Origin of the sequence: Spirillospora sp. NPDC000708 (assembly GCF_040299565.1) — a bacterium.
Taxonomy (GTDB): Bacteria; Actinomycetota; Actinomycetes; order Streptosporangiales; family Streptosporangiaceae; genus Spirillospora.
In genome coordinates, this window is the sequence record NZ_JBEPCJ010000039.1 from 49,024 (window position 1) to 69,393 (window position 20,370).

Sequence of the window (20,370 nt, forward strand, 5' to 3'; positions counted from 1 at the left end):
GGCGGGGATGCGTGGCCTACGGGAAGACCCGAGGCCCCTCAAACCTCACCCAAGGCTGGTTGCCGCAGGCACGAGAGAGATGGCGGGCAGCGCTAGAGCCTGTCCGGTGGATCCTGGTGTCCTGCCGAGGGCCATCGGGTGGTGGATGGCCGTGTCGTGATGAGAAGCCATGAGGCGGCCGATGCGGGCTGTTCGTGCGGGTCCGGGTGATGGACACGCCGCTGTTCGCCGAGCGCGGTGGCGGTCATCGCCGTGGTCGTGGCGCAGATTCGATGTGGCTGCTGCACGACTACGGCTGGTGGGCGATCGCGGTCGCGATGGTCGTGTCGTCGGCGCTGACGCTGGGCGCGCTCGCGCTGCTGCCGGACCCGGCCCGGGCGCGGGCCGTCCGGGAGGCGGGCGCGCCCGCCTGACCGCCCGCGCTCAGCGCTGGTGGACCAGGAAGTTCTGCGGCGTGACGAACATCGCGGTGGCCTCGACGGTGACGCGGCCGTCGGGGCCCGCGATCGTCCCGGACGCGTAGATCTTGCGGCCCTCGACGCGGCTGGCCTTGGCCTCGACGGTCAGCGGGACGCCGAGCGGGGTGGGCCGCCGGTAGCGCAGTTCGAGGGTCGCGGTCATCCCGCCGGTGCCGGTCTGCGCGGCGGCCATGCCGAGCGCCTGGTCGAGGACCATCGCCGACACGCCGCCGTGCACGTAGGACGGCGGCCCCTCGTAGACGTCGGTGAGGGTGAACTCGGCGCGGACGATGCCGTCGGGCGCGACGTCGAGGTCGACGGGCGGCGCGATGGGGTTGAGGACGCCGGTGACGGGGTTGCCGCCCTGCCGGTCCATGCGGTGCCCGTCGGTGACGAGGAACGGCGGCGCGTCGCGGCGCACGGCCCGCAGCCGCTCGGTGAGCGCGGCGATCTCGTCCGCGACGGCGCGCGCCTCGCCGGCGCCGACGCCGGTGAGGACGGCCGCCTCGGTCAGCTCGCGGACCCGGGCGGCGAGCCCGGCCAGCGGTGCCGCCTCGTCCTCGCCGAGCATGTGCCGTTCGGTGGTCGCCCCGCTCATTCAGCCTCCTTCTGAGCCGAACGAGATTCTAAGTTGCGGGGCGGGATGCCCGGTGCGGCGGGTCCCGCCCAGCGGGCGGATCCGGCCGCGAACGGGCTCCGGCGGCGGCCGTCGCGGGGGGCGGTTCGCCGCGGTTCAGCGGGCGGCGAGGGCGGCGCACTTTATGATTCATGCGACGACCCCCGCAGCCGCGAAGGAAACCCCCGTGACCGAGCAGCCACCGCCCTATGGGCAGCCGTACGGGCAGCCTCCGGGACCCCCGCCCGGAGGACCGTACGACCCGCGCTGGGGCTACGGGCCGCCGGGCGTCCCGCACGGGCCGCAGTACGCCCCGCCGCGCAACGACGACAACACCTGGGCGATCTTCGCCTACGTCGGCACGCTCGTGATCTCGTTCCTCGCCCCGCTGATCATCTACCTGGTGAAGAAGCGCGAGTCGCCGTTCGTCCGCTTCCACGCGGCGCAGGCGCTGAACGTGCAGATCACGCTGCTGATCCATCTGCTGGCGGTGATGGCGGTCTGCGTCCCGCCGGCGATCATCGCGAAGGCCCCCGCGTTCCTGATCCCGATCGTCTTCCCGTACCTGGAGGCGCTGATCGGCCAGTGGGTGTTCCTGATCCTGGGGGCGGTCAAGGCCGGCAAGGGCGAGTTCTACCGGTTCCCGACCTTCTTCTGCTTCCGGATGGTCCGCTAGCCGGCGGCCCGGGGACCGGGGCCCCGGGTCACAGGTAGGTGCGGGCGTACTCGTCCAGGACCGGCAGGACCGCGTCCCGGCCGCCTCCCGGGACCCGCAGCACGACCTCCTCGATACCGATCGAGGCGTAGTAGCCGAGCTTCTCCTCGCTCGGGACGGTCCCGAACGGCACGACCGGGACCATGTCGCGCCCCGCGTCGGCGCAGGCGCGGCGCAGGTCCGGGAGCGCCTCGCGGATGCCCGCGCCGCCGATCGGCATCCACCCGTCCCCGTACTCGGCGATGTGCGCGAACAGCGTCGGGCCGGGAGCGCCGCCGAGCAGCACGGGGACGCGGCCGGCGGGCTTCGGCCACGACCAGCTCGGCTCGAAGCTCACGAACTCGCCCTCGAACGACGCCTCGTCCCGCGTCCACAGCTCGCGCATCGCCAGCACGTGCTCGCGCACGACCTCGCGCCGCCGCGTCCAGGGGACGCCGTGGTCGGCGCCCTCCTCGGCGTTCCAGCCGTAGCCGACGCCGAGCGCGATCCGGCCGCCCGCGATCCGGTCGAGCGTCGCGACGGCCTTCGCGGTGACGATCGGCTCGCGCTGGGCGGGCAGCATGATGCCGGTGCCGAGGGTGATCCGCTCGGTCACGGCCGCCGCCGCGGCGAGCGCCACGAACGGGTCGAGCGTGCGCGCGTACTCGGGGGCCAGGGCCGTGTCGCCGGTCGGCGGCGGCGTCTTGCGCGCCACCGGGATGTGGGTGTGCTCGGGGACGTACAGCGAGGCGAAGCCGCGAGCCTCGGCCTCCCTGGCCAGCTCGTGCGGCGGCATGGTCAGGTCGGTCGCGAACATGGTGATGCCCAGCCGCATGCGGCGGCTCCTCTCCCTCGGTCGGCGCCACCCTACTTCCCGGCGATCATGCGGCGTCCGCCCCGGGCCGGAGGGGGGCCGGCGGCACGACGACGTCGACCAGGCCGGTGGCGAGGTCGTGGACGAGGCCGGACACCTGGAACGCGGCGGGCAGGAACGGGTTCGCCTTGATCGCCGCGACGTCGGCGGCCACCGCGGCCACCGGGTCGCCGACGGCCTTGCCGCCGAGGTCGCCGGGGTCGACGCCGAAGACGTCCGCGAGCAGGCCGGTGTGCTCGCGGAGGCGGGTCATCCCGCAGTCGGTGTGGTGCAGGACGACGAGGTTCCATCCCGGCCCCGGATCGGTGCCCTCGGCCTCGGCGATCGCCCGCAGCGCCGCCATCGTCCGGAAGGTGCCGGGCGTGAACCTGCCGCCGAGGTTGCGGATGACGAGGGCGTCGCCGAGCCCGAGGCCGAGGACGGCGGCCGGGTCGGCGCGCGGGTCGACGCAGCAGATCACGATCGTCTTCAGCCTGGGGAACAATGGCAGGTCCGCGGGCGGGCCCGCGGCGGCGAAGCGGCGGTTCCGGTCGAGGAGGGTGTCGAGGGTGGTCACGGCGGCTCCCATCTATGTGGACGCCGTCCACTTTACGCCGCAATGTGGACACCGTCCACTAAATGCGGCGAGCGGCAGGGGCTCGGCCACGGTGAGAGGGGCGGGAGCGTGAGCGAGGACGGCGTCGCGGCGGCCGGCGCGGAGCGGCGGAGCGGCCGCCGGCCGAAGGGCGTGGTCCGGTCGGGCCTCGTCCGGGCGGGCGTGGAGCTGGCCCGGTCGGGCGGCCCCGGCGCGGTGACGCTGCGGGAGGCGACCCGGATCGTCGGCGTCGCCCCCAACGCCGCGTACCGGCACTTCGCCGACCGGGACGCGCTCCTGAACGCCGTGTGCGCCGAGGCGATGCGGTCGCTCGTCGAGCGGATGGACCACGAGCTGGGGCTGGTGACCGCCCGGCCGGGAAGCAAGGACCGCGCGGTCGCCCGGCTCGGCGCCGTCGGCACCGCCTATCTGGGCTTCGCGGCGTCCGAGCCGGGCCTGTTCGACACCGTCTTCGCCGTCCCCGGCCACCTCAGGTTCGCCGAGGGCCTGTCCGACGGCGACGCGGAGGGCAGGACGCCGCTGTCGGTGCTGAGCGGAGTCCTCGACGAGCTCGTCACCGCGGGCGCGCTTCCTGCCGAGCGGCGCCCGGACGCCGAGTTCACCGTATGGTCCTGCGTCCACGGCATGGCGATGCTCCGCAACCACGGGCCTCTGCGCGACATGCCGCAGACCGCCAACGCCGCGCTCGCCGACGCGCTCTTCGCCTTCATCCTCCGCGGGCTCTGACGCGGGCGCGTTCCGCCCCGGCCGACCACCTCACCGGCACCCGGATCGCCGCGGCCCGGACGAGCAGTTCCAAAGGATCCAGGCCGTCAAGTACGCCCTGCAGAACAGGCGGCACAGGAAAGAGCTCCTTACAGAACTCTCACAAAGGGATGGAAAAGACATCCGGATATCGCCGATGGCATACGTCCGCGACGCATGGGGATCTTTCGGCAGAGCGACCGAGCCGGACCACCAAGAGGCGGCGGGCGTGCCGTTGCCATCGGCGGTGGCAACGGCACGCCGTGACTCGGCGGAATCGCCCTGTCACACTGCCTCTGCAAGCAGGATTCTCCGCATCAAGAGCCGCTTCCGGTCGCCCGCGAACGGCTCGTGATCCGCGGATTCAGCTCGGCTCAGTAGTACGGGTTCTTGACATACTTCTTGGTCACGCACTTCTGGTTGGCCTGGCTGACCGGCTCGATCTCGCAGAGCTGGATCTTGAGACCGCGGATCAGCGTCCACGCCGTCGTCTTGTTCACCACCCAGTGCTTGCTCTTGTTGTATCCGCAGACCCTCGGGCCGTTGTACTGCACGTCGACCTGCGCGGGGAGATCGGCCACCACCTTGACCTTTCCGCACCATCTGCCGGTCTTCGAGCGGTCGTAGACGTAGATGTCCCATCCGGCGCGGTCCCCGATGAGGCCGTCATAGAACCAGGCTTTTCCCTTGGCGCGCGACGAATACGGGTCGCCGTGCGCGAGCTTGGCCTGCACGTCGAACTTGACACGCTTGGAGCCGTCGGCATAGGCCGCGGTCGGGGCCAGCAGCGAGACCGCCGCCACCCCGGCGGCGGCCACACCGATCCGGCGGGCCATCAGGCGTGTGGACAACGTTCCTCCCGGTTGAGAGATCGATTGGCCGCACACGCTGCCGCGTATGCGATCCATGCTCGGTACTGTCCTGCCGGCGAGCACTTTCGCAACAGATCGATGGAGATCTTCGGAGTGAACGCAATTTTCACAGAATCGTTCGGCGGCACCCATCCGCATGACTCTTTCGACGTCACTGAACGGCGATATGCATGCTGGTCACGCGGGAATGCCACAGGGCGGTCGGTACCTGACCGCACGGGAGTCCACTCGGGTCTGCGGCGATCGTCGGCGGGAGTCGAACGCGCAGACGGCGACCGTGGCGTCGTCGCGTCGTCGCGTCGTCGCGGCCGGGGCTCAGGAGCCGGGGAACGCGCAGACCGCGAGCGTCGCGTCGTCGTGGATCTTGTGGCGCGGCCAGCGCCGGCCCTGCGGGTCGGTGCGTTCCACCTCGCGCGTCCGCTCGACGACCGCGCCGGGCCCCTGCTCGGCGGCCAGCCGCGCCAGGCCGTCCCAGCCGGTGGCGCCGAACATGTCGGCGAGCCGGGTCGCGCCGTCCGTGAGCATCAGCACCCGGCGCAGCTCCCCCAGCGGGACCGTGCCGGTGATGGCCGCGTCCGCCGCGCCCGGGTCCGCCGCCGCGTAATAGGGACCGCCGGTGATCTCCTCCACCTCGCCGGTGACGCGCTCCAGCAGGATCGTCGAGTCGGCCAGCACCAGGTAGTCCACCAGGTCGCCCCGGACCCGCACCGCCAGCACCGTCGCCGCCGGAGTGGTCGGGACGCCCAGGTCGCAGCTCGCCCGGTGCGCGGCCGCCACGTCCGCGATGGCCCCGGCCAGCCGCGCCACCAGCGGGCGCCGCGCCGGGCGGTGCACGCCTTCCGGCGGCGCCACGGGCGGCCCGGCCTGCGGGCCGAGACCGTCCAGCATCCGCGCGAGCAACCGCGTCCCGAGCGAGCGCGCGTACCAGGCCGTCCCGTGCACGCACCCGAGGTCGGTGCCGAGCGGCAGCCCACAGCCGTCGAGCACCACGACGGCTCCCGGAGCCGCCGCCACGAAGTCCTCGTTGAGCCGCTCCGGACTCCCCTGGTCCGTCGCCCATGTCACCCGCATCGCACCGCCCTCTCGATCGTCCCCGCACCCCATCATGGACGGATCGCGCCCGTCATAGGGGACGAACGGCACGCACCCACCTACGGTGTGCGCGCGGAGCCCAGGCGCGCGACGGCGCGGATGGGGGCGCCGTCGGCGGCGGCGAGCGCGATCGGGAAGAGCGAGACCTCGATCGGACGCCCCTCGGCCTGCGCGGCGACGAGCGGGCCGAGGCCGGTGAGGTTCTCCGCGATGACGGCCCCGGCGCCGCAGAGGATCCGGTGGGCGGCGAGCGAGAAGTCGTCCGAGCCGGGCGGCGGGGTCCGGTCGGCGGAGAGCGCGTCGATGCCGACCGTCCGGACGCCGGCGGCGGCGATGGCCTCGGCCGTCTCCGGCGACGGGTACGGGTGGGCGAGGTACTCGTCCGTCCCCCAGCGCGACGACCAGCCCGTCGCGATGAGCAGGACCACCCCGGGCGCGAGGCCGTCCGGAAGCAGGTCCGGGGAGATGGGCGCGCGGGGCGCGAGGCCGCGCGCGTCCATGACGACCGCCGGGCCGGTGAAGCGGGTGAGGGGCAGCTCGTCCAGCCGGGGCAGCGCGTCGTCGATGTGGAAGGGGGCGTCCACGTGCGTGCCGGTCTGCGAGCCCATGTGCAGCCGCAGGACGTTCACCCCGGAGTCCGCGACCGTCAGCGCGGGGACGGCCTCCACCTCCGGGTCGCCCGGGTACACCGGCATTCCGGTGGTGATCGGGACGGACAGGTCGAGCAGCTCAGCGGCCATGCCGCCGATTATCCCGGGCCCGCGCGCACCCGGTAGCGTTGCGGCGTGTTGCCACATGTGACCGCCATCCGTTACGTGACGCCGCTGCGCGAGGGCGGGTCGCTGCCGGGCGTCGTCGAGGCCGACGACCTCGGCACCTACGTCATGAAGTTCCACGGCGCCGGGCAGGGCCGCAAGGCGCTGATCGCCGAGGTGATCGCGGGCGAGCTGGCGCGGCGGCTCGGCTTCCGGGTCCCCGACCAGGTGCTCATCGACCTCGACCCGGCCATCGGCCGGCACGAGCCGGACCCCGACGTGCAGGACCTGCTGAAGGCCAGCCCCGGCTGGAACCTCGGCGTCGACTTCCTGCCCGGCTCGCTCGGGTTCGACCCGCTCGGCTGGCGGCCCGACCGGCTGTTCGCCTCGCGGGTGCTGTGGCTGGACGCGTTCATCGGCAACGTCGACCGCAGCTGGCGCAACCCGAACATGCTGGTCTGGCACGGCGACGTGTGGCTGATCGACCACGGCGCGAGCCTCATCTTCCACCACGCGTGGGCGAACGCCGCGCGGCTGTTCTCGGGGCCGTACGACGTGGACGACCACGTGCTCACCCCGTTCGCGACGCGGCTGGAGGAGGCGGAGGCGGAGCTGGCGCCGAAGATCACCGAGGCGCTGCTGCGCGAGGTGACCGGGCTGGTGCCCGACCGGTGGCTGGAGAACGAGCCCGGGTTCGCCGGTCCCCAGGAGCTGCGCGACGCGTACGTGGACATCCTGCTGCCGCGCGCCGGCAAGCCCCGCGACTGGCTGCCCGACCTGGACGTCAGCGGCCACCGGCCGGACACCGGGGCGCGCCGCGGCGAGAACCGCCCGGGCTGGCTGGGCGGTCCCTCGTGAGCGACGCCCCCAGGAGCGACATCCGCACGAGCAACATCCGCGGGGCCGGCGAGCCCACCGTCTTCGAGTACGCGGCGCTGCGCGTCGTCCCCCGGGTCGAGCGCGGCGAGAGCATGAACGTGGGCGTCGTCGTGTACTGCCGGGCGCTGGACTACCTCGGCTGCCGCACCCACCTGGACGAGCCGCGGCTGCGCGCCCTGGACCCGGCGCTGGACCTGGACGGCGTGCGGTCCGCGCTGAAGGGCGTGGAGGCGATCTGCTGCGGCGGCGCGGGCGCCGGGCAGGCCGCGAAGGAGGCGCCGGGCGCGCGGTTCCGGTGGCTGACGGCGCCGCGCAGCACGATCGTCCAGCCGGGGCCGGTGCACGCCGGCCTCACCGGGGATCCGGCCGCCGAGCTCGACCGCCTCCTCGGCCTCCTCGTCACCTAGGTCAGGACCACTCCCAGCGGATGCCGTGGTAGCCGGCCGGCATGCCGAACTCGATGAAGTGGACGTTGTGGTAGCTGGACAGCCGCAGGTCGGCGGCGTCCTGCAGGGCGGTGTGGCCGTCGGGGCGCCACGTCCGGTAGCAGCGGGCGGGCAGCGCGGCCGGATGGAAGCTCACCTCGATGAGGTACTCGTGCTGGGGCGTGCGGAACCCGCGGCCCTCCTCGGTGGCGGGCGGGCCGGACTCGCCGAACCCGAAACCGTACTCCAGCAGGTACGTCTCGCCGCGGCCGAGCGCCCGGTCGAACAGCAGCTCGGCGGCGATGAGGCCGCTGGAGGCGTCCATCCGGACGCGGCCGAACCGGCAGCCCCGCGCGGTCCGCGAGGCCGGCAGCGCGCCGTGCGGGTTGTGGTAGACGGCGATCCAGCGGTCGACGCCGCGCCGCTGCGCCTGGAACACCGCGCGGGTGCGGATCTCGCGCAGCTCCCGGCGGCGGCCGATGACGTGCTGGTCGTGCAGGCTGAGCCCGGTGAGGAGGCGCTCGCCGCCGTCGCCGATCTCGTCGAGCAGGTCGCGGACGCCGGGCTCGGGGCACAGCTCCTCGATCGGCGGCCACGGCCCGGGCGGCCGCTCGGCGTTCGGCTTGAGCAGGGTGAGCAGGGAGTGCCGGGGCAGTTCGAGGATGACCTCCAGGCCGCGGACGGCGCGCAGCGACCCGGCGCGTTCGGGACGGGTCCGGCCGCGCTGCCAGTAGCTCAGCGTGGACAGGCTGACGGCGACGCCCTGCGCCTCCAACCGGCGGCGCAGCGATTCGAGGCTGAGGCCGCGCGCCTGGATGGCGGCGTGCAGGGCCACGTTGAAGGGCCCGTACCGCAGGACCTGGAGGAGGTCGTCCTCCGCCACGCTCTGCACAGCTCGGCCTCCGGATCCGCTCCGGCCGGCCCCCGCCGCACGGCCTTGACCGCCGTGTTCACGACCTTCGGCCTCACTGTAAGGCTCCGCCGCCCCGAAGTCGACCGCCCGTTCCGTCACTCCCACTCCCACTCGACCCCGACGATGCCGTGCCGGACGGGCCCGACCGCGATGTTCGCGCTTCCCGACGTGCCGATCCACAGCTCGCCGAGCCGCCGCCGCGGCGCGAGCGGCCCGTCGGCGGTGAAGCCGTAGCAGCGGGCGGGCAGCCGCCCGGTGCCGAACTGGACGATCGCGACGTAGTCGTGCACGGGCCGGGAGAAGCGCCGGTCGTAGCCGTCCGGCGGCCCGCCGGGGTCCGGTCCGGACGGCCGGAGGTCGTACTCGATCACCGCCGTCTCGCCTGCCGTGAGCACGCGGTCGAAGACCAGCTCGAACGCCATCAGCCCGCCGCCCGCGCGGACCCGTCCGGGCCGGCAGTACCGGACGGCGGACAGCTCCGCCGCGCCCTCCCCCGGCCCGGCCGGTTCCGCCGGATCGCCGCCTACCGGAGCGCCGCCCGCCGGGACGTCGGCCACCGGGACGTCGCCCGCCGGGGCGTCGCCCTGCGGAGCTTCCGGGCCCGTCCGGTGGACGCAGACGACGCGGTCGACGTCGTCGCCGGCCGCGCGCAGGACGGCGCGGACCGACAGCGTCCAGCGGGGGCCGTCCGCGTCCAGCCGGTAGACGTCGTGGACGCTGAGCCGTTCGAGCCGGTGGTCGCCGGACCGGTCGAGCTGCCCGACGAGGTCGGCGTACCGCCGCGGGTCGGGCCACAGCTCGCCCGCCGCGGCCGGCGAGGCGGGCGCGGCGCCGGACGGCCCTCCCCCGCGCGCCGGGGCGGGGGCGGGTCCGGCCTCGTCCAGCGGGCCGGTGAGCGTGCCGGGCGCCACCCCTAGGACCTCTTCCAGGATCGCGACGGCGGCGCGGGAACGAGGGCGGCTGCGGCCGCGCTGCCAGTGGCTCAGCGTGGCCACGCTGACGGTGAGGCCGCGCCGGCCGAGCCGGTGGCGGATCCGCTCCAGGGTGAGCCCGCTCGCCTGGACGGCCTGCCGGAACGCCTCGGCGAACTCCACGGCGTGGATCGTACCGGCCGATCGGGCGCCGAGTCAGGCGTCCGCCGCAGATCCGGCACGCTCCGACAAGTCGGGCTTCTCCGGAAATGTTGGCTGCCTGGCCCTCGCCGCCGGCTAGAAGAGGATCGACATGAACGAGCCGTGCTCGGCGAAGCCGACGCGGCGGTAGGCGGCCCGCGCCCGCGTGTTGTAGTCGTTGACGTACAGCGACACCGTCGGCGCGATGCCGCGCAGCGCCTCCCGCACCACCGCCGACATGCCGGCCACCGACAGGCCCCGCCCGCGCAGGTCCGGCGGGACCCACACGCCCTGCACCTGGCACGCGCGCGGGGTGACGGCGCCGACCTCCGCCTTGAACATGACCCGGCCGTCCTCGATGCGAGCGAACGCGCGGCCGTCGCGGATCAGCTCGGCGACCCTGGCCCGGTACAGCACGCCGCCGTCGCCGCTGTTCGGGGAGACGCCGACCTCCTCGGTGAACATCGCGACGCACGCCGGGTAGACGACGTCGAACTCCTCCATCCGCACCCGCCGGACGCCCGGGTCGGCCGGGACGTCCGGGACGGCGGAGGTGGCCATCACCGGCTGGGACGCGCGGACGGCCCGCGGCGGCCCCCAGTACGGCGCCAGGATCTCCCACAGGTCGCCGACCGCGTCGACGGGCCCGACGATCGACGAGCAGCGCCGGCCCTGCGCCTGCGCCCGCTCGGCGAACGCGCGGATCGCCTCCGGCCCGGCGGCGACCGGGATCAGGTTGGCGCCCGAGTAGCACAGCGCGGACAGCCGCCCGTCCCGCATGTAGCCCCACATCTGGGCGCCGAGGCGGCGCGGGTCGAGCCCGGCCGCGTGCACGCGGGAACCGACGAACACGTTGGCCACCGGGTCGGCGTCGAGGATCGCGAGCGCCTCCGCGCGGTACCGGTCGTCGAGGACCCGGACCGGCAGCGAACCCAGCATGCGCACGGCTACCGGCTCCCGGACCGGGCCGCCGCGGCGTACAGCACTGTCAGCACCACGCCGACAAGCCTATGACGTCCCCGGTGCTCGTACCTCCACCGGCTCCCCCACCGGGGGATTCACTTGCGCGAGGCGGCGTGGTGGGAGCGTCCGGCCTTCTTGGCGGGACCGGGCCGGGGCGGCGCCGGGGCCTTGCAGGTGGCGTCCGGGCCCGGCCGGTCCGGCGGCAGGGCGCCCTTGCCCAGGTAGGCGGCGACGGTGCGGTCGACGCACCGGTCGCCCGAGAGCGTCACCCCGTGGTTGCCCCCGCCGACCTGCACGAGCAGCCGGGACGTGGGGAACAGGCGGTGGGTCTCCAGCGCGCCCGGGTAGGGGGTGGCGGCGTCCTCGGTGCCCTGGACCAGCAGCATCGGCGCGAGCGACGACCCGGCGCCCACCTCGGGCGGCCGCCCGCCGGGGGCTCCCCAGTACGCGCAGGGCGCGTTGTACCAGGTGTTGCTCCAGGTCTCGAACTTGTAGCCCTCGCGATAGAGACGGACGCTGTCGGAGTGCCAGCGGTGCCAGTCGCGCGGCCATGCGGCGTCGCGGCACTGCACGGCGTTGTAGACGGCGTAGTTGTTCTGGTCCAGCCAGGACGGCGGCTGCCACACCTTGCGGAGCGGGCCCGGGTCGTGCCGGACGGCGTACGCCGACAGCGCGGCGGCGTGCGCGGCCCAGCCGTAGTCGCCGTAGCCGTCGGCGAGGAACGTGTCGTCCAGCTCGTCCGGGCCGATCTTGCCGTCGATCGGCTTGGCCTTCAGCGCGGCGCGGGCGCGGTCGTAGGCGCCGGCGACCCGGCCCGCGCTCTTCCCGAGCCGGTAGAGCGCGTGGTGATCGGCCACCCAGGCGAAGAACGCCTTGATGCGCTTCTCGAACGCGATGTTCTGGTCGATGTTGTCGCCGTACCAGACGCCGCTCGGCTTGACGACGCTGTCGAGGACCATGCGGCGGACGCGGCCGGGGTGGGCCGAGGCGTACGCGGCGCCGAGGTAGGTGCCGTACGAGTAGCCGAAGTAGTTGATCTTCCGCTGGTGCAGCGCCCGCCGGATCGCGTCCAGGTCGCGCACCCAGTCGGCCGTCCCCATGTGCGGCAGGACGGTCCGGTACCGCTTCGCGCAGTCGCGGGCGTAGGCGCGGGCCCGCTTCTTCCACGCCCGCTCGGCGGCGGCGCTCTCCGGGACGGTGTCGGGACGCGCGCGCCCCGGGTCCTGGTAGCTCCTGTCGCAGACCAGCGCGGGCCTGCTCGCACCGACGCCGCGCGGGTCGAAGCCGATCCAGTCGTAGGACGCGGCAACGCCGCGGGGCATCGCCGCGCGGAAGACGCCCGCGAGGTCGCGGCCGTGCGCGCCCGGCCCGCCGCGGTTGAGCAGTACGGCGCCCTGGCTCTTCTTCGCGGTGTGCCGCGCGCGGGACAGCGCCAGGGTGATCTGCTCGCCGTGCGGGTGTGCGTAGTCCAGCGGCACCCGGAGCGTCGCGCACTGCAGGCCCTTGAGGCGGGCGCCCTCGACCGGGTCCTTGGCGGGGCAGGGGTGCCAGGCGAGCCCGGCGGGCCGTCCGGGGGCGGCGGTCGCGGGGGACGGGGCGGCGGTACCGGCGACGGCGAGCGCGACGGCGCCGGCGGCCTTGGCCGTCATCGCCGTCGGGTTCGGGTCGTTCAGCGCCGGGACGGCGTTGCAGTAGGCGTCCGCGCCCTTGGCGCTCTTCGGCAGCGCGCCGGTGTCCAGGTAGGCGGCGACCTTGTCGTCCAGGCACGCGTTGCCGTTCAGCGTGTTGGCGTGGGTCTTGCCGCCGACCTCCAGGACGAGCCGCGAGGACGGGAACACCTTGTGCATGTTGTAGCCGCCCGCGACCGGGGTCGCGGCGTCCTGCGACGACTGGACGAGCAGCATGCCGGGCAGGCTCTTGCTCGCCTTCAGCTTCAGCGCGGGACCGCCCTGGAACGGCCAGAACGCGATGGGCGCGTTGAACCAGACGTTGCTCCAGGTGTTGAAGCGGTAGCCCTCCTTGTAGAGCTTGGCCGCGTCGTCGTGCCACTTGTTCCAGTTCCGCGGCCACTTGGCGTCGGCGGCCTGGACGGCGTTGTAGACGGCGAAGTCGTTGTCCTCGCCGCCGGTGTTCAGCCAGTCGAGCAGCCCGGAGGCGTCCTTCTTGTTCACCCAGTCCGACAGGGCCTGCGCGAACGGGATGTAGTAGCCGGTGTTGTAGCCGGCGGTCAGGACGATGTCGTCCAGCTCGTCCGGGCCGATCTTGCCGCCGATCGGGGACTTCTTCGCGGCGGCGCGGGCGGCGTAGTACTTCGCCTCGACGGCCTTCTCGGTCGTGCCGAGGTGGTAGACCGAGTCCCACTTGCCGGTCCAGGCCCACCAGGACTTCATGTTCTTCTCGAACGCCTTGTCCTGCTCGAGCTGGGCGTCGTACCAGACCGTCTTCGGGTTGACGTTGCCGTCCAGCACCATGTGCTTCACGCGGTTCGGGAACAGCGTGGCGTAGGTGGCGCCGAAGTAGGTGCCGTAGGAGAAGCCGTACCAGCTGATCTTCTGCTGGCCGAGCGCGCCGCGGATGACGTCGACGTCGCGGGCGGCGTCGGTGGTGCGCATGTGCGGCAGCATCCAGCCGAACTTGCGCTGGCAGTCCTCCGCGTACTTCTTGGCCTTGGCCTTCCAGACGGCCTCGTCCTTCGCCGTCTGCGGGACGTAGTCCGGCCGCACCGGGTCGTACCAGGTCTTGTCGCAGGTCAGCGCGGGCTGGCTGGATCCGACGCCGCGGGGGTCGAAGCCGATGATGTCGTACTTGGCGGCGGTGGCGGCGTGGCCGACGCCGCCCATCCAGCGGGCCAGGGCGGGCGCGTACTCGATGCCGGTGCCGCCGGGGCCGCCCGGGTTGACGAACAGCACGCCCTGGTAGTTCTTGTCGTCGGTGTGCTTGTAGCGCGACACCGCGATGGAGATCTTGCGGCCGTTCGGCTTGGCGTAGTCGAGCGGCACCTGGACCTGGGCGCACTGGGCCTTGTTCATCGGGTCGTTCGGCCCGCTGACCTCGCACTTGCCCCAGTTGATGCCGCTCGCCGCGACCAGGTTCGCCGCGGACGGGCCGGTGGCCGCGTTCGCGGAGACGGCGGCGACGGTGCCGCCGGCCGCCACGGCCGCGGCGGCCGTGACGATGACGATCCTTCTCACTTGACCCCCTCGTATCGGCGGCTCCGGAGCCCCCGTCGGGCTCGGAGGGGGGAGCGGCGCCGATGCATGCGGATGCGTGGATTGCGTGGTGATTGTGGCGGTTCGGGGCGATATGGCGGGAGAGTCGCTGATGACCAGATGCGAAATCGTGACAAGATCCACCAATGTTCGTGATGTCGGTCCGCGAGGGACGCACCGGCGAACGACCGGCGGGCGATCTGCGGTCGGTCTGCGGTCGGTCTGCGGTCGGTCTGCGGGCGACCGGCATGCGAAGAGGGCCCCGGGGATCGCTCCCCGGGGCCCTCTCGGCCGTTCCGCGGCGGCCGGCCGGGCGGACGCCCGGTCAGCCGGTCACGGGTCTCAGCGGATGACGTCGTCGCTCAGCCGCGCCGCCTTCGTCACCGTCGTGGACAGCGACTTGGTCTTGGCGGACGTCTGCGCCGGCGGCACCGGGTCGCCGAGCTGCGGGACGTGCGTGACGGACTGGCCCGGACGCTCCCCGGTCAGGAAGTACCGGTCGAAGATGGCGTCCACGGCCGCCGAACCGCGGTGCACGATGCAGTGCGTGCGGTCGCCGTCCTGGATCACCAGCTGCGAGCCCTTGAGCCGACGGTGCATGTCGAGCGCGCCGGCGAGCGGCGTCGCCGCGTCCTCGCTGCCCTCGAACTGCAGGATGTTGCGCGGCAGCTGGGGGTTGCGCCCGACGTTCACCGGCGTGCCGGCCTTGGCGGGCCAGGTCAGGCACGGCGCGTTGAACCACACGTTGCCCCAGGTGAGGAACGGGTGCTTCTTGTTGATACGGACGTTGTCGCGCTCCCACTTCGCCCAGCTCGTCGGCCACTGGACGTCGGTGCACTGCACGGCGTTGTAGACGGCGAACTCGTTGTCGTCCGCGCCGCCGGTCGTCTGCGCGCCGAAGGTGCCGACGAACGTCTCGGCGTCACCGGTCTTGTACGCCTCCAGGCCCACCGCGTAGGCGTTCCACAGGGACTGGCTGCGGCGGTACGCGGCGTTCTGGATCACGTCGGTCAGCTCGTCCGGGCCGACGGCGAACTTCTGGCCGCTGCTCGGGTCGGTGTAGTACACCGGCTTGGTCTTGAGCGTGGCGCGGAGCTTGTAGAAGAACGACCGCACGCCCGCCTGGGTGGTGCCCAGGTGGTAGACGGAGTCGTACTCGGCGATCCACCCGAAGTAGTAGTCCATGTTCTTGTCGAACTGGACGTCCTGGTTCAGGTTGGCGTCGTACCACACGTCCGACGGGCCGACGTTGCCGTCCAGCACCATCCGGCCCACGGTCTTCGGGAACATCGTCGCGTAGACGGAGCCGAGGTAGGTGCCGTACGAGGCGCCGTAGTAGTCGAGCTTCTTGTCGCTCAGCGCCTTGCGGATCGACTCCATGTCGCGGACGGAGTCGGTCGTCTTGATGTGGTTCAGCAGGCCGATCTTGTCGGCCTTCTTGCACGCGTCCGTGTACGCCTTGGACTTCTTCAGCCACACGGAGACCGAGGCGCGGTCGCCGGTGCCGTAGTCGGGGCGGGGGGCGTTGGTGTAGTTCGGGTCGCAGCTGAGCGAGGGGACGCTCATCCCGACGCCGCGCGGGTCGAACCCGATGACGTTGTAGGCGTCCTTCAGCGCCGCGGAGTTCTGCGCGAACACCCGCGGGCCGAACAGCGCGCCGCCGCCGCCCGGTCCGCCCGGGTTCACCACCATGTCGCCCTTGGCGGCGCCCGTGCCGGTGTGCGGGGTGCGGGTCAGCTGCAGCGTGATCTTCTTGCCGTTCGGCTGCGCGTAGTCCAGCGGCACCTGCAGCTCGCCGCACTGCACGATCTTGGAGACCGGGTACAGCCCGTCGTACAGGTCGTGGACCTGCTGGACGAAGTCCGCCGGGCAGGCGTGCCACTTGACCGCGGCGGGGTCGAACCCGCCGGCCGCGGAGGGGCCCGCAGCCTGTGCGCTCGCGGTGCCGAGCCCGGCCAGCCCGAGCCCGGCCACCGCGGCCACGACGACAGTCCTCTTCACATATCCCCCTAACCTGTCGACTCGGATGAGTCGGACATTTGGGCAAACAAGTGAAGATTGTTGCTCTGCGGACAAGTCCGACAACAGAGCTTGTCGTGACCAGATGCGGAATCGTGACAAGATCCACGGAACTTTGTGATCCACCCGAACGTTCCGGTTCCGGGCATTCCGTGGGGTGTGCGCGCCGCGACCGACCGGGCCGGGCACACCCGCACCCCCGGCCACCGGCCACAACGCGAAAAAGGGCCCCCGGGCTCATCACCCGAGGACCCTTGTCGGGGCCCGCCCCCGGCCGCCTACGCGGCCGCGGCCGTCACATCACCGCGCCGGCGTCAGCTCACCACGACCTGCGCGCCCGGGCCGGACACCGACCCGTCCTCGCCGATCTCGATGCCCATGTCGTCGGCGATGCGCATGGCCTCCTCGATCAGCGTCTCCACGATCTGCGACTCCGGCACCGTCTTGACGACCTCGCCCTTGACGAAGATCTGGCCCTTGCCGTTGCCGGACGCGACGCCGAGATCGGCCTCCCGCGCCTCGCCGGGGCCGTTCACCACGCAGCCCATCACCGCGACGCGCAGCGGCACCGGGAAGTCCTTCAGGCCCGCGGTGACCTGCTCGGCGAGCGTGTAGACGTCCACCTGCGCCCGGCCGCACGACGGGCACGACACGATCTCCAGGCCGCGCTGCCGCAGCCCGAGCGACTCCAGGATCGCCGTGCCGACCTTGACCTCCTCGACCGGAGGCGCCGACAGCGACACCCGGATCGTGTCGCCGATCCCCTCGCTCAGCAGCGCGCCGAACGCCACCGCCGACTTCACCGTGCCCTGGAACGCCGGCCCCGCCTCGGTCACGCCGAGGTGCAGCGGGTACTCGCAGGCGGCGGCGAGCTTGCGGTACGCCTGGATCATCACGACCGGGTCGTTGTGCTTCACCGAGATCTTGATGTCCCGGAAGCCGTGCTCCTCGAACAGCGAGCACTCCCACAGCGCCGACTCCACCAGCGCGTCCGGGGTGGCCTTGCCGTACTTCTCCAGCAGCCGCTTGTCCAGCGAGCCGGCGTTCACCCCGATCCGGATCGGCACGCCCGCGTCCTGCGCGGCGCGCGCGATCTCGCCGACCTTGTCGTCGAACTTCTTGATGTTGCCCGGGTTGACCCGGACCGCCGCGCAGCCCGCGTCGATCGCCGCGAACACGTACTTGGGCTGGAAGTGGATGTCGGCGATGACCGGGATCGGGGACTTCTTGGCGATCGCGGGCAGCGCCTCGGCGTCGTCCTGCGACGGGACCGCCACCCGGACGATCTGGCAGCCGGACGCGGTCAGCTCCGCGATCTGCTGCAGCGTGGCGTTGACGTCGGCGGTGAGGGTCGTGGTCATGGACTGCACCGACACGGGCGCGTCGCCGCCGACCGGCACGTCGCCGACCATGATCTGGCGCGACTTGCGGCGCGTCGCGACCAGGCTCTGCGCCCCCTGTCCGTCGCCCTCGCCGCGGACCGTCGGAATACCCAGTGAAACGCTCATCCCTCTCCTCTGACTCGCTCTGCCCAGCCTAGGCGCCCCGCATGGATGAGGTGACGGCGACCGGCATGGAATAGTGTGACCGCTCGGCTACGCCCGGTAAACCTTCTCGCTCATTGCGGCATCTGGAGGGGGTTGACCAGGTCCGCGAGGATCAGCAGCACGCCGAGCCCCACCAGCACCAGCACCGCCAGATATGTCAAGGGCATGAGCTTGGTCATATCGACGGTGCCCGGATCCGGACGTCCCCTGACGGCGTTGAAGCGCACCCGCAACCGCTCGTAGGCGACGACCGCGAGGTGCCCGCCGTCCAGCGGCAGCAGAGGGACGACGTTGAGCGCTCCTAAGAAGATGTTCACCGAGACGACCAGCGACAGATACAGAGCGATCTTGTCACGGACGGTGCTGTGCGAGGAGAAGATCTGCCCCGACACCTCCGTCGCGCCGACCACGCTGCCGACCTGGCCGCCCGGCGAGCTCTGCCGCTCGGGGGTGAACAGCTTCGGGATCGCCGCCGGCAGGTCCACCACGATCTGCCCCATGCTCTGCACGGTCCTGCCGATGGCGCGGCCGCCGAACACCGCCGCGTTGACCGGGCCCGTCCGCTCGTAGCCGGAGCCGACCACCCGCGCGGACAGCCCGACGAACGGCTCCCCGCCGACGTCCGCCAACCGCATGCGCAACGTCACCGGCTGCCGGACGCCCGCGCGCTGCACGACGACCGGGACCGTCTCCCCCGGCTTGGCCTTGTCGATGGCGTCGCGCAGCTCGTCCCAGTCCGCCACCGGCGTGCCGTTGAAGGAGAGCACGCGGTCGCCCGCGCGCAGCCCCGCCGCCTTCGCCGGCGACGCCGGGCGGCCGCCGCCGCAACCGTCCTGCAGCCGCGCCGGCACGCAGGTGCTGACCTGGTCGACCGTCGTGGTCACCGTGCCGGGCTGCCGGACGCCGACCGTCATCGCCATCGCCATCAGCAGCACGAACGCGAACACGAAGTTCACCACGACGCCCGCCGCGATGACGATCGCGCGCCGCCCCGCGGGCTGGCGGTAGAAGGCGCGCGGCCGGTCGGCCTCGTCGACCTCCTCCAGCGGCGTATAGCCGATGATCTTGACGAAGCCGCCGAGCGGGATCGCCTTGACGCCGTACTCGGTCTCGCCGCGGGTCCGCGACCACAGCGTCGGGCCGAACCCGACGAAGTACTGCGTGGCCTTCATCCCGAACCGCTTGGCGGTGAGCAGGTGCCCGCCCTCGTGGAGCATCACCGACACGAGCAGCGCGATGACGAACGCCACCGCGCCCAAGGCGAAGGCCATCCGATCCCCCTTCCGGGTCCGGTCCCGCCCGAGGGATCTCCTCCGGCGCCCGGCCGGCCCCGCGGGGCTCAGCCCAGGCCGGTCGCTTCCCTGGTCCGTGCGCGCGCCCAGGCGTCGGCGGCCAGCACATCGTCCAGCGTCAGCTCGCCCGGCGTCCCGGACCCGTGCTCCTCCACTACCCGCGTGATCGTGTCGACTATCCCCAGGAACGGCAGCCGTCCGGCACGGAACGCCTCCACGCACTCCTCGTTGGCCGCGTTGTAGACGGCGGGGACCGTCCCGCCCAGCTCGCCGGCGCGGCGGGCGAGCGCGACGGCCGGGAACGCCTCGTCGTCGAGCGGGAAGAACTCCCAGGTGTGCGCCTGCGTCCAGTCGACGCCGGGCGCGGCGTCCGGGACGCGGTCCGGCCACTCGATGCCGAGCGCGATCGGCAGCCGCATGTCGGGCGGGCTCGCCTGGGCCAGCGTCGACCCGTCGGTGAACTCCACCATCGAGTGGATCATCGACTGCGGGTGCACCACGACCTCGATCCGGTCCATCGGGACGTCGAACAGCAGGTGCGCCTCGATGACCTCCAGGCCCTTGTTGACCAGGGTCGCGGAGTTGATGGTGATGACCGGGCCCATGTCCCAGGTCGGGTGCTTCATCGCCTGCTCGGGCGTGACGTCGGCCAGCTCGGCGCGGGCCTTGCCGCGGAACGGGCCGCCGCTGGCGGTCACCACCAGCCGCCGCACCTCCTCCGCCCGGCCGCCGCGCAGGCACTGCGCGAGCGCCGAGTGCTCGGAGTCGACCGGGACGATCTGCCCCGGCCGCGCCCGCTCCTTCACCAGCGGCCCGCCGATGATCAGCGACTCCTTGTTGGCGAGCGCGAGCGTGCGGCCCGCGTCGAGCGCGGCCAGGGTGGAGGCCAGGCCGAGCGCGCCCGTCACCCCGTTCAGCACCACGTCGCACGGCCACGCCGCCACCTCGGCGACCGCCTCCGGACCGGCGACGATCTTCGGGATGGCGTAGTCGCCGGAGGCGTAGCCGCGCCGCTTGGCCTCGGCGTAGAACGCCAGCTGGAGCTCCTGCGCGGCGGACGCCTTGGCCACCGCGACGACCTCCGGGCGGAACTCCAGCGCCTGCGCGGCCAGCAGCTCCACCCGCTCGCCGCCGGCCGCGAGGCCCGCGATCCGGAACCGGTCGGGGTTGCGGCGGACGACGTCGAGGGCCTGGGTCCCGATCGAGCCGGTGGAGCCGAGGACGACGAGTTCTCGTGCGGAGGGCGCGGCCGCGCCAGAGGGAGACATCACCGCACCATTGTCGGACATCGGCGCGCGGGCGTCCCGCCGC

The 20,370-nt window shown here is 72.8% G+C and carries 19 protein-coding genes; 5 read left to right on the plus strand and 14 right to left on the minus strand.

The window, feature by feature from the left end:
- Positions 1-272: 272 nt before the first annotated feature.
- Positions 273-413, plus strand: coding sequence for a hypothetical protein (locus ABT299_RS26260; protein ID WP_500252335.1), 141 nt, complete (start codon positions 273-275; stop codon positions 411-413).
- A gap of 10 nt (positions 414-423) precedes the next feature.
- Here ABT299_RS26260 and ABT299_RS26265 read toward each other — a convergent pair whose 3' ends face one another.
- Positions 424-1,056, minus strand: a complete 633-nt coding sequence (locus ABT299_RS26265) for a PaaI family thioesterase (RefSeq protein ID WP_190864652.1) — start codon at positions 1,054-1,056, stop codon at positions 424-426.
- 205 nt (positions 1,057-1,261) lie between these two features.
- On the opposite strand from ABT299_RS26265, the gene ABT299_RS26270 reads away from it, so the two are divergent.
- Entirely contained in the window at positions 1,262-1,750 is a 489-nt protein-coding gene (locus tag ABT299_RS26270) for a DUF4870 domain-containing protein (protein ID WP_347256990.1), read from the plus strand.
- 28 nt (positions 1,751-1,778) lie between these two features.
- Here the strand turns inward: ABT299_RS26270 and ABT299_RS26275 are convergent, their stop codons facing one another.
- Entirely contained in the window at positions 1,779-2,603 is an 825-nt protein-coding gene (locus ABT299_RS26275; RefSeq protein ID WP_500252336.1) for a TIGR03619 family F420-dependent LLM class oxidoreductase, read from the minus strand.
- A gap of 46 nt (positions 2,604-2,649) precedes the next feature.
- Positions 2,650-3,198, minus strand: coding sequence for a carbonic anhydrase (locus tag ABT299_RS26280; protein ID WP_500252337.1), 549 nt, complete (start codon positions 3,196-3,198; stop codon positions 2,650-2,652).
- Between the two features lie 108 nt (positions 3,199-3,306).
- Between ABT299_RS26280 and ABT299_RS26285 the strand changes: the two genes are divergently transcribed.
- On the plus strand, positions 3,307-3,963 hold the full coding sequence (locus ABT299_RS26285; protein ID WP_500252338.1) for a TetR/AcrR family transcriptional regulator: 657 nt from the start codon (positions 3,307-3,309) through the stop codon (positions 3,961-3,963).
- Positions 3,964-4,355: 392 nt separating this feature from the next.
- Here ABT299_RS26285 and ABT299_RS26290 read toward each other — a convergent pair whose 3' ends face one another.
- The 3 genes from ABT299_RS26290 to ABT299_RS26300 all read right to left on the minus strand — a co-directional run bounded on the left by ABT299_RS26290 (position 4,356) and on the right by ABT299_RS26300 (position 6,685).
- Positions 4,356-4,832, minus strand: coding sequence for a hypothetical protein (locus ABT299_RS26290; RefSeq protein WP_190868621.1), 477 nt, complete (start codon positions 4,830-4,832; stop codon positions 4,356-4,358).
- Between the two features lie 336 nt (positions 4,833-5,168).
- The gene (locus ABT299_RS26295; RefSeq protein WP_500252339.1) at positions 5,169-5,924 is read right to left on the minus strand and encodes a protein phosphatase 2C domain-containing protein; all 756 of its coding nucleotides are present in this window, start codon (positions 5,922-5,924) and stop codon (positions 5,169-5,171) included.
- A gap of 80 nt (positions 5,925-6,004) precedes the next feature.
- The gene (locus tag ABT299_RS26300) at positions 6,005-6,685 is read right to left on the minus strand and encodes a cyclase family protein (RefSeq protein ID WP_500252340.1); all 681 of its coding nucleotides are present in this window, start codon (positions 6,683-6,685) and stop codon (positions 6,005-6,007) included.
- 45 nt (positions 6,686-6,730) lie between these two features.
- Between ABT299_RS26300 and ABT299_RS26305 the strand changes: the two genes are divergently transcribed.
- Together ABT299_RS26305 and ABT299_RS26310 are read left to right on the plus strand one after the other, a co-directional pair.
- Complete coding sequence (locus tag ABT299_RS26305; RefSeq protein WP_190868624.1) at positions 6,731-7,558, plus strand: HipA family kinase; 828 nt, start codon at positions 6,731-6,733, stop codon at positions 7,556-7,558.
- A complete protein-coding gene (locus tag ABT299_RS26310) occupies positions 7,555-7,986 on the plus strand; it encodes a DUF3037 domain-containing protein (protein WP_500252341.1) in 432 nt (143 codons plus the stop codon). Before ABT299_RS26305 ends, ABT299_RS26310 begins: the two co-directional genes overlap by 4 nt.
- A 1-nt stretch (position 7,987) precedes the next feature.
- Here ABT299_RS26310 and ABT299_RS26315 read toward each other — a convergent pair whose 3' ends face one another.
- From ABT299_RS26315 to dxr, 8 genes are all read right to left on the minus strand, one after another.
- The gene (locus ABT299_RS26315) at positions 7,988-8,896 is read right to left on the minus strand and encodes a hypothetical protein (RefSeq protein WP_190868625.1); all 909 of its coding nucleotides are present in this window, start codon (positions 8,894-8,896) and stop codon (positions 7,988-7,990) included.
- A gap of 116 nt (positions 8,897-9,012) precedes the next feature.
- Positions 9,013-10,011: a helix-turn-helix domain-containing protein gene (locus tag ABT299_RS26320; protein WP_500252342.1), complete on the minus strand. Its 999-nt coding sequence runs from the start codon at positions 10,009-10,011 to the stop codon at positions 9,013-9,015.
- 114 nt (positions 10,012-10,125) lie between these two features.
- Positions 10,126-10,968, minus strand: coding sequence for a GNAT family N-acetyltransferase (locus ABT299_RS26325; RefSeq protein WP_190868632.1), 843 nt, complete (start codon positions 10,966-10,968; stop codon positions 10,126-10,128).
- A 119-nt stretch (positions 10,969-11,087) separates the two neighbouring features.
- Positions 11,088-14,183 (minus strand): alpha/beta hydrolase, encoded by a 3,096-nt coding sequence (locus tag ABT299_RS26330; RefSeq protein ID WP_500252343.1) that lies wholly within the window; start codon positions 14,181-14,183, stop codon positions 11,088-11,090.
- A gap of 360 nt (positions 14,184-14,543) precedes the next feature.
- The gene (locus ABT299_RS26335; protein WP_500252344.1) at positions 14,544-16,202 is read right to left on the minus strand and encodes an alpha/beta hydrolase; all 1,659 of its coding nucleotides are present in this window, start codon (positions 16,200-16,202) and stop codon (positions 14,544-14,546) included.
- A 332-nt stretch (positions 16,203-16,534) separates the two neighbouring features.
- Positions 16,535-17,728 carry a flavodoxin-dependent (E)-4-hydroxy-3-methylbut-2-enyl-diphosphate synthase gene (gene ispG, locus ABT299_RS26340; RefSeq protein ID WP_277820238.1) on the minus strand — a complete coding sequence of 398 codons (1,194 nt, stop codon included), beginning with the start codon at positions 17,726-17,728 and terminating at the stop codon, positions 16,535-16,537.
- A 110-nt stretch (positions 17,729-17,838) separates the two neighbouring features.
- Positions 17,839-19,038, minus strand: a complete 1,200-nt coding sequence (locus ABT299_RS26345) for a M50 family metallopeptidase (RefSeq protein ID WP_387027382.1) — start codon at positions 19,036-19,038, stop codon at positions 17,839-17,841.
- A 68-nt stretch (positions 19,039-19,106) separates the two neighbouring features.
- Positions 19,107-20,327 carry a 1-deoxy-D-xylulose-5-phosphate reductoisomerase gene (dxr, locus tag ABT299_RS26350; RefSeq protein WP_500252358.1) on the minus strand — a complete coding sequence of 407 codons (1,221 nt, stop codon included), beginning with the start codon at positions 20,325-20,327 and terminating at the stop codon, positions 19,107-19,109.
- Positions 20,328-20,370: the final 43 nt, after the last annotated feature.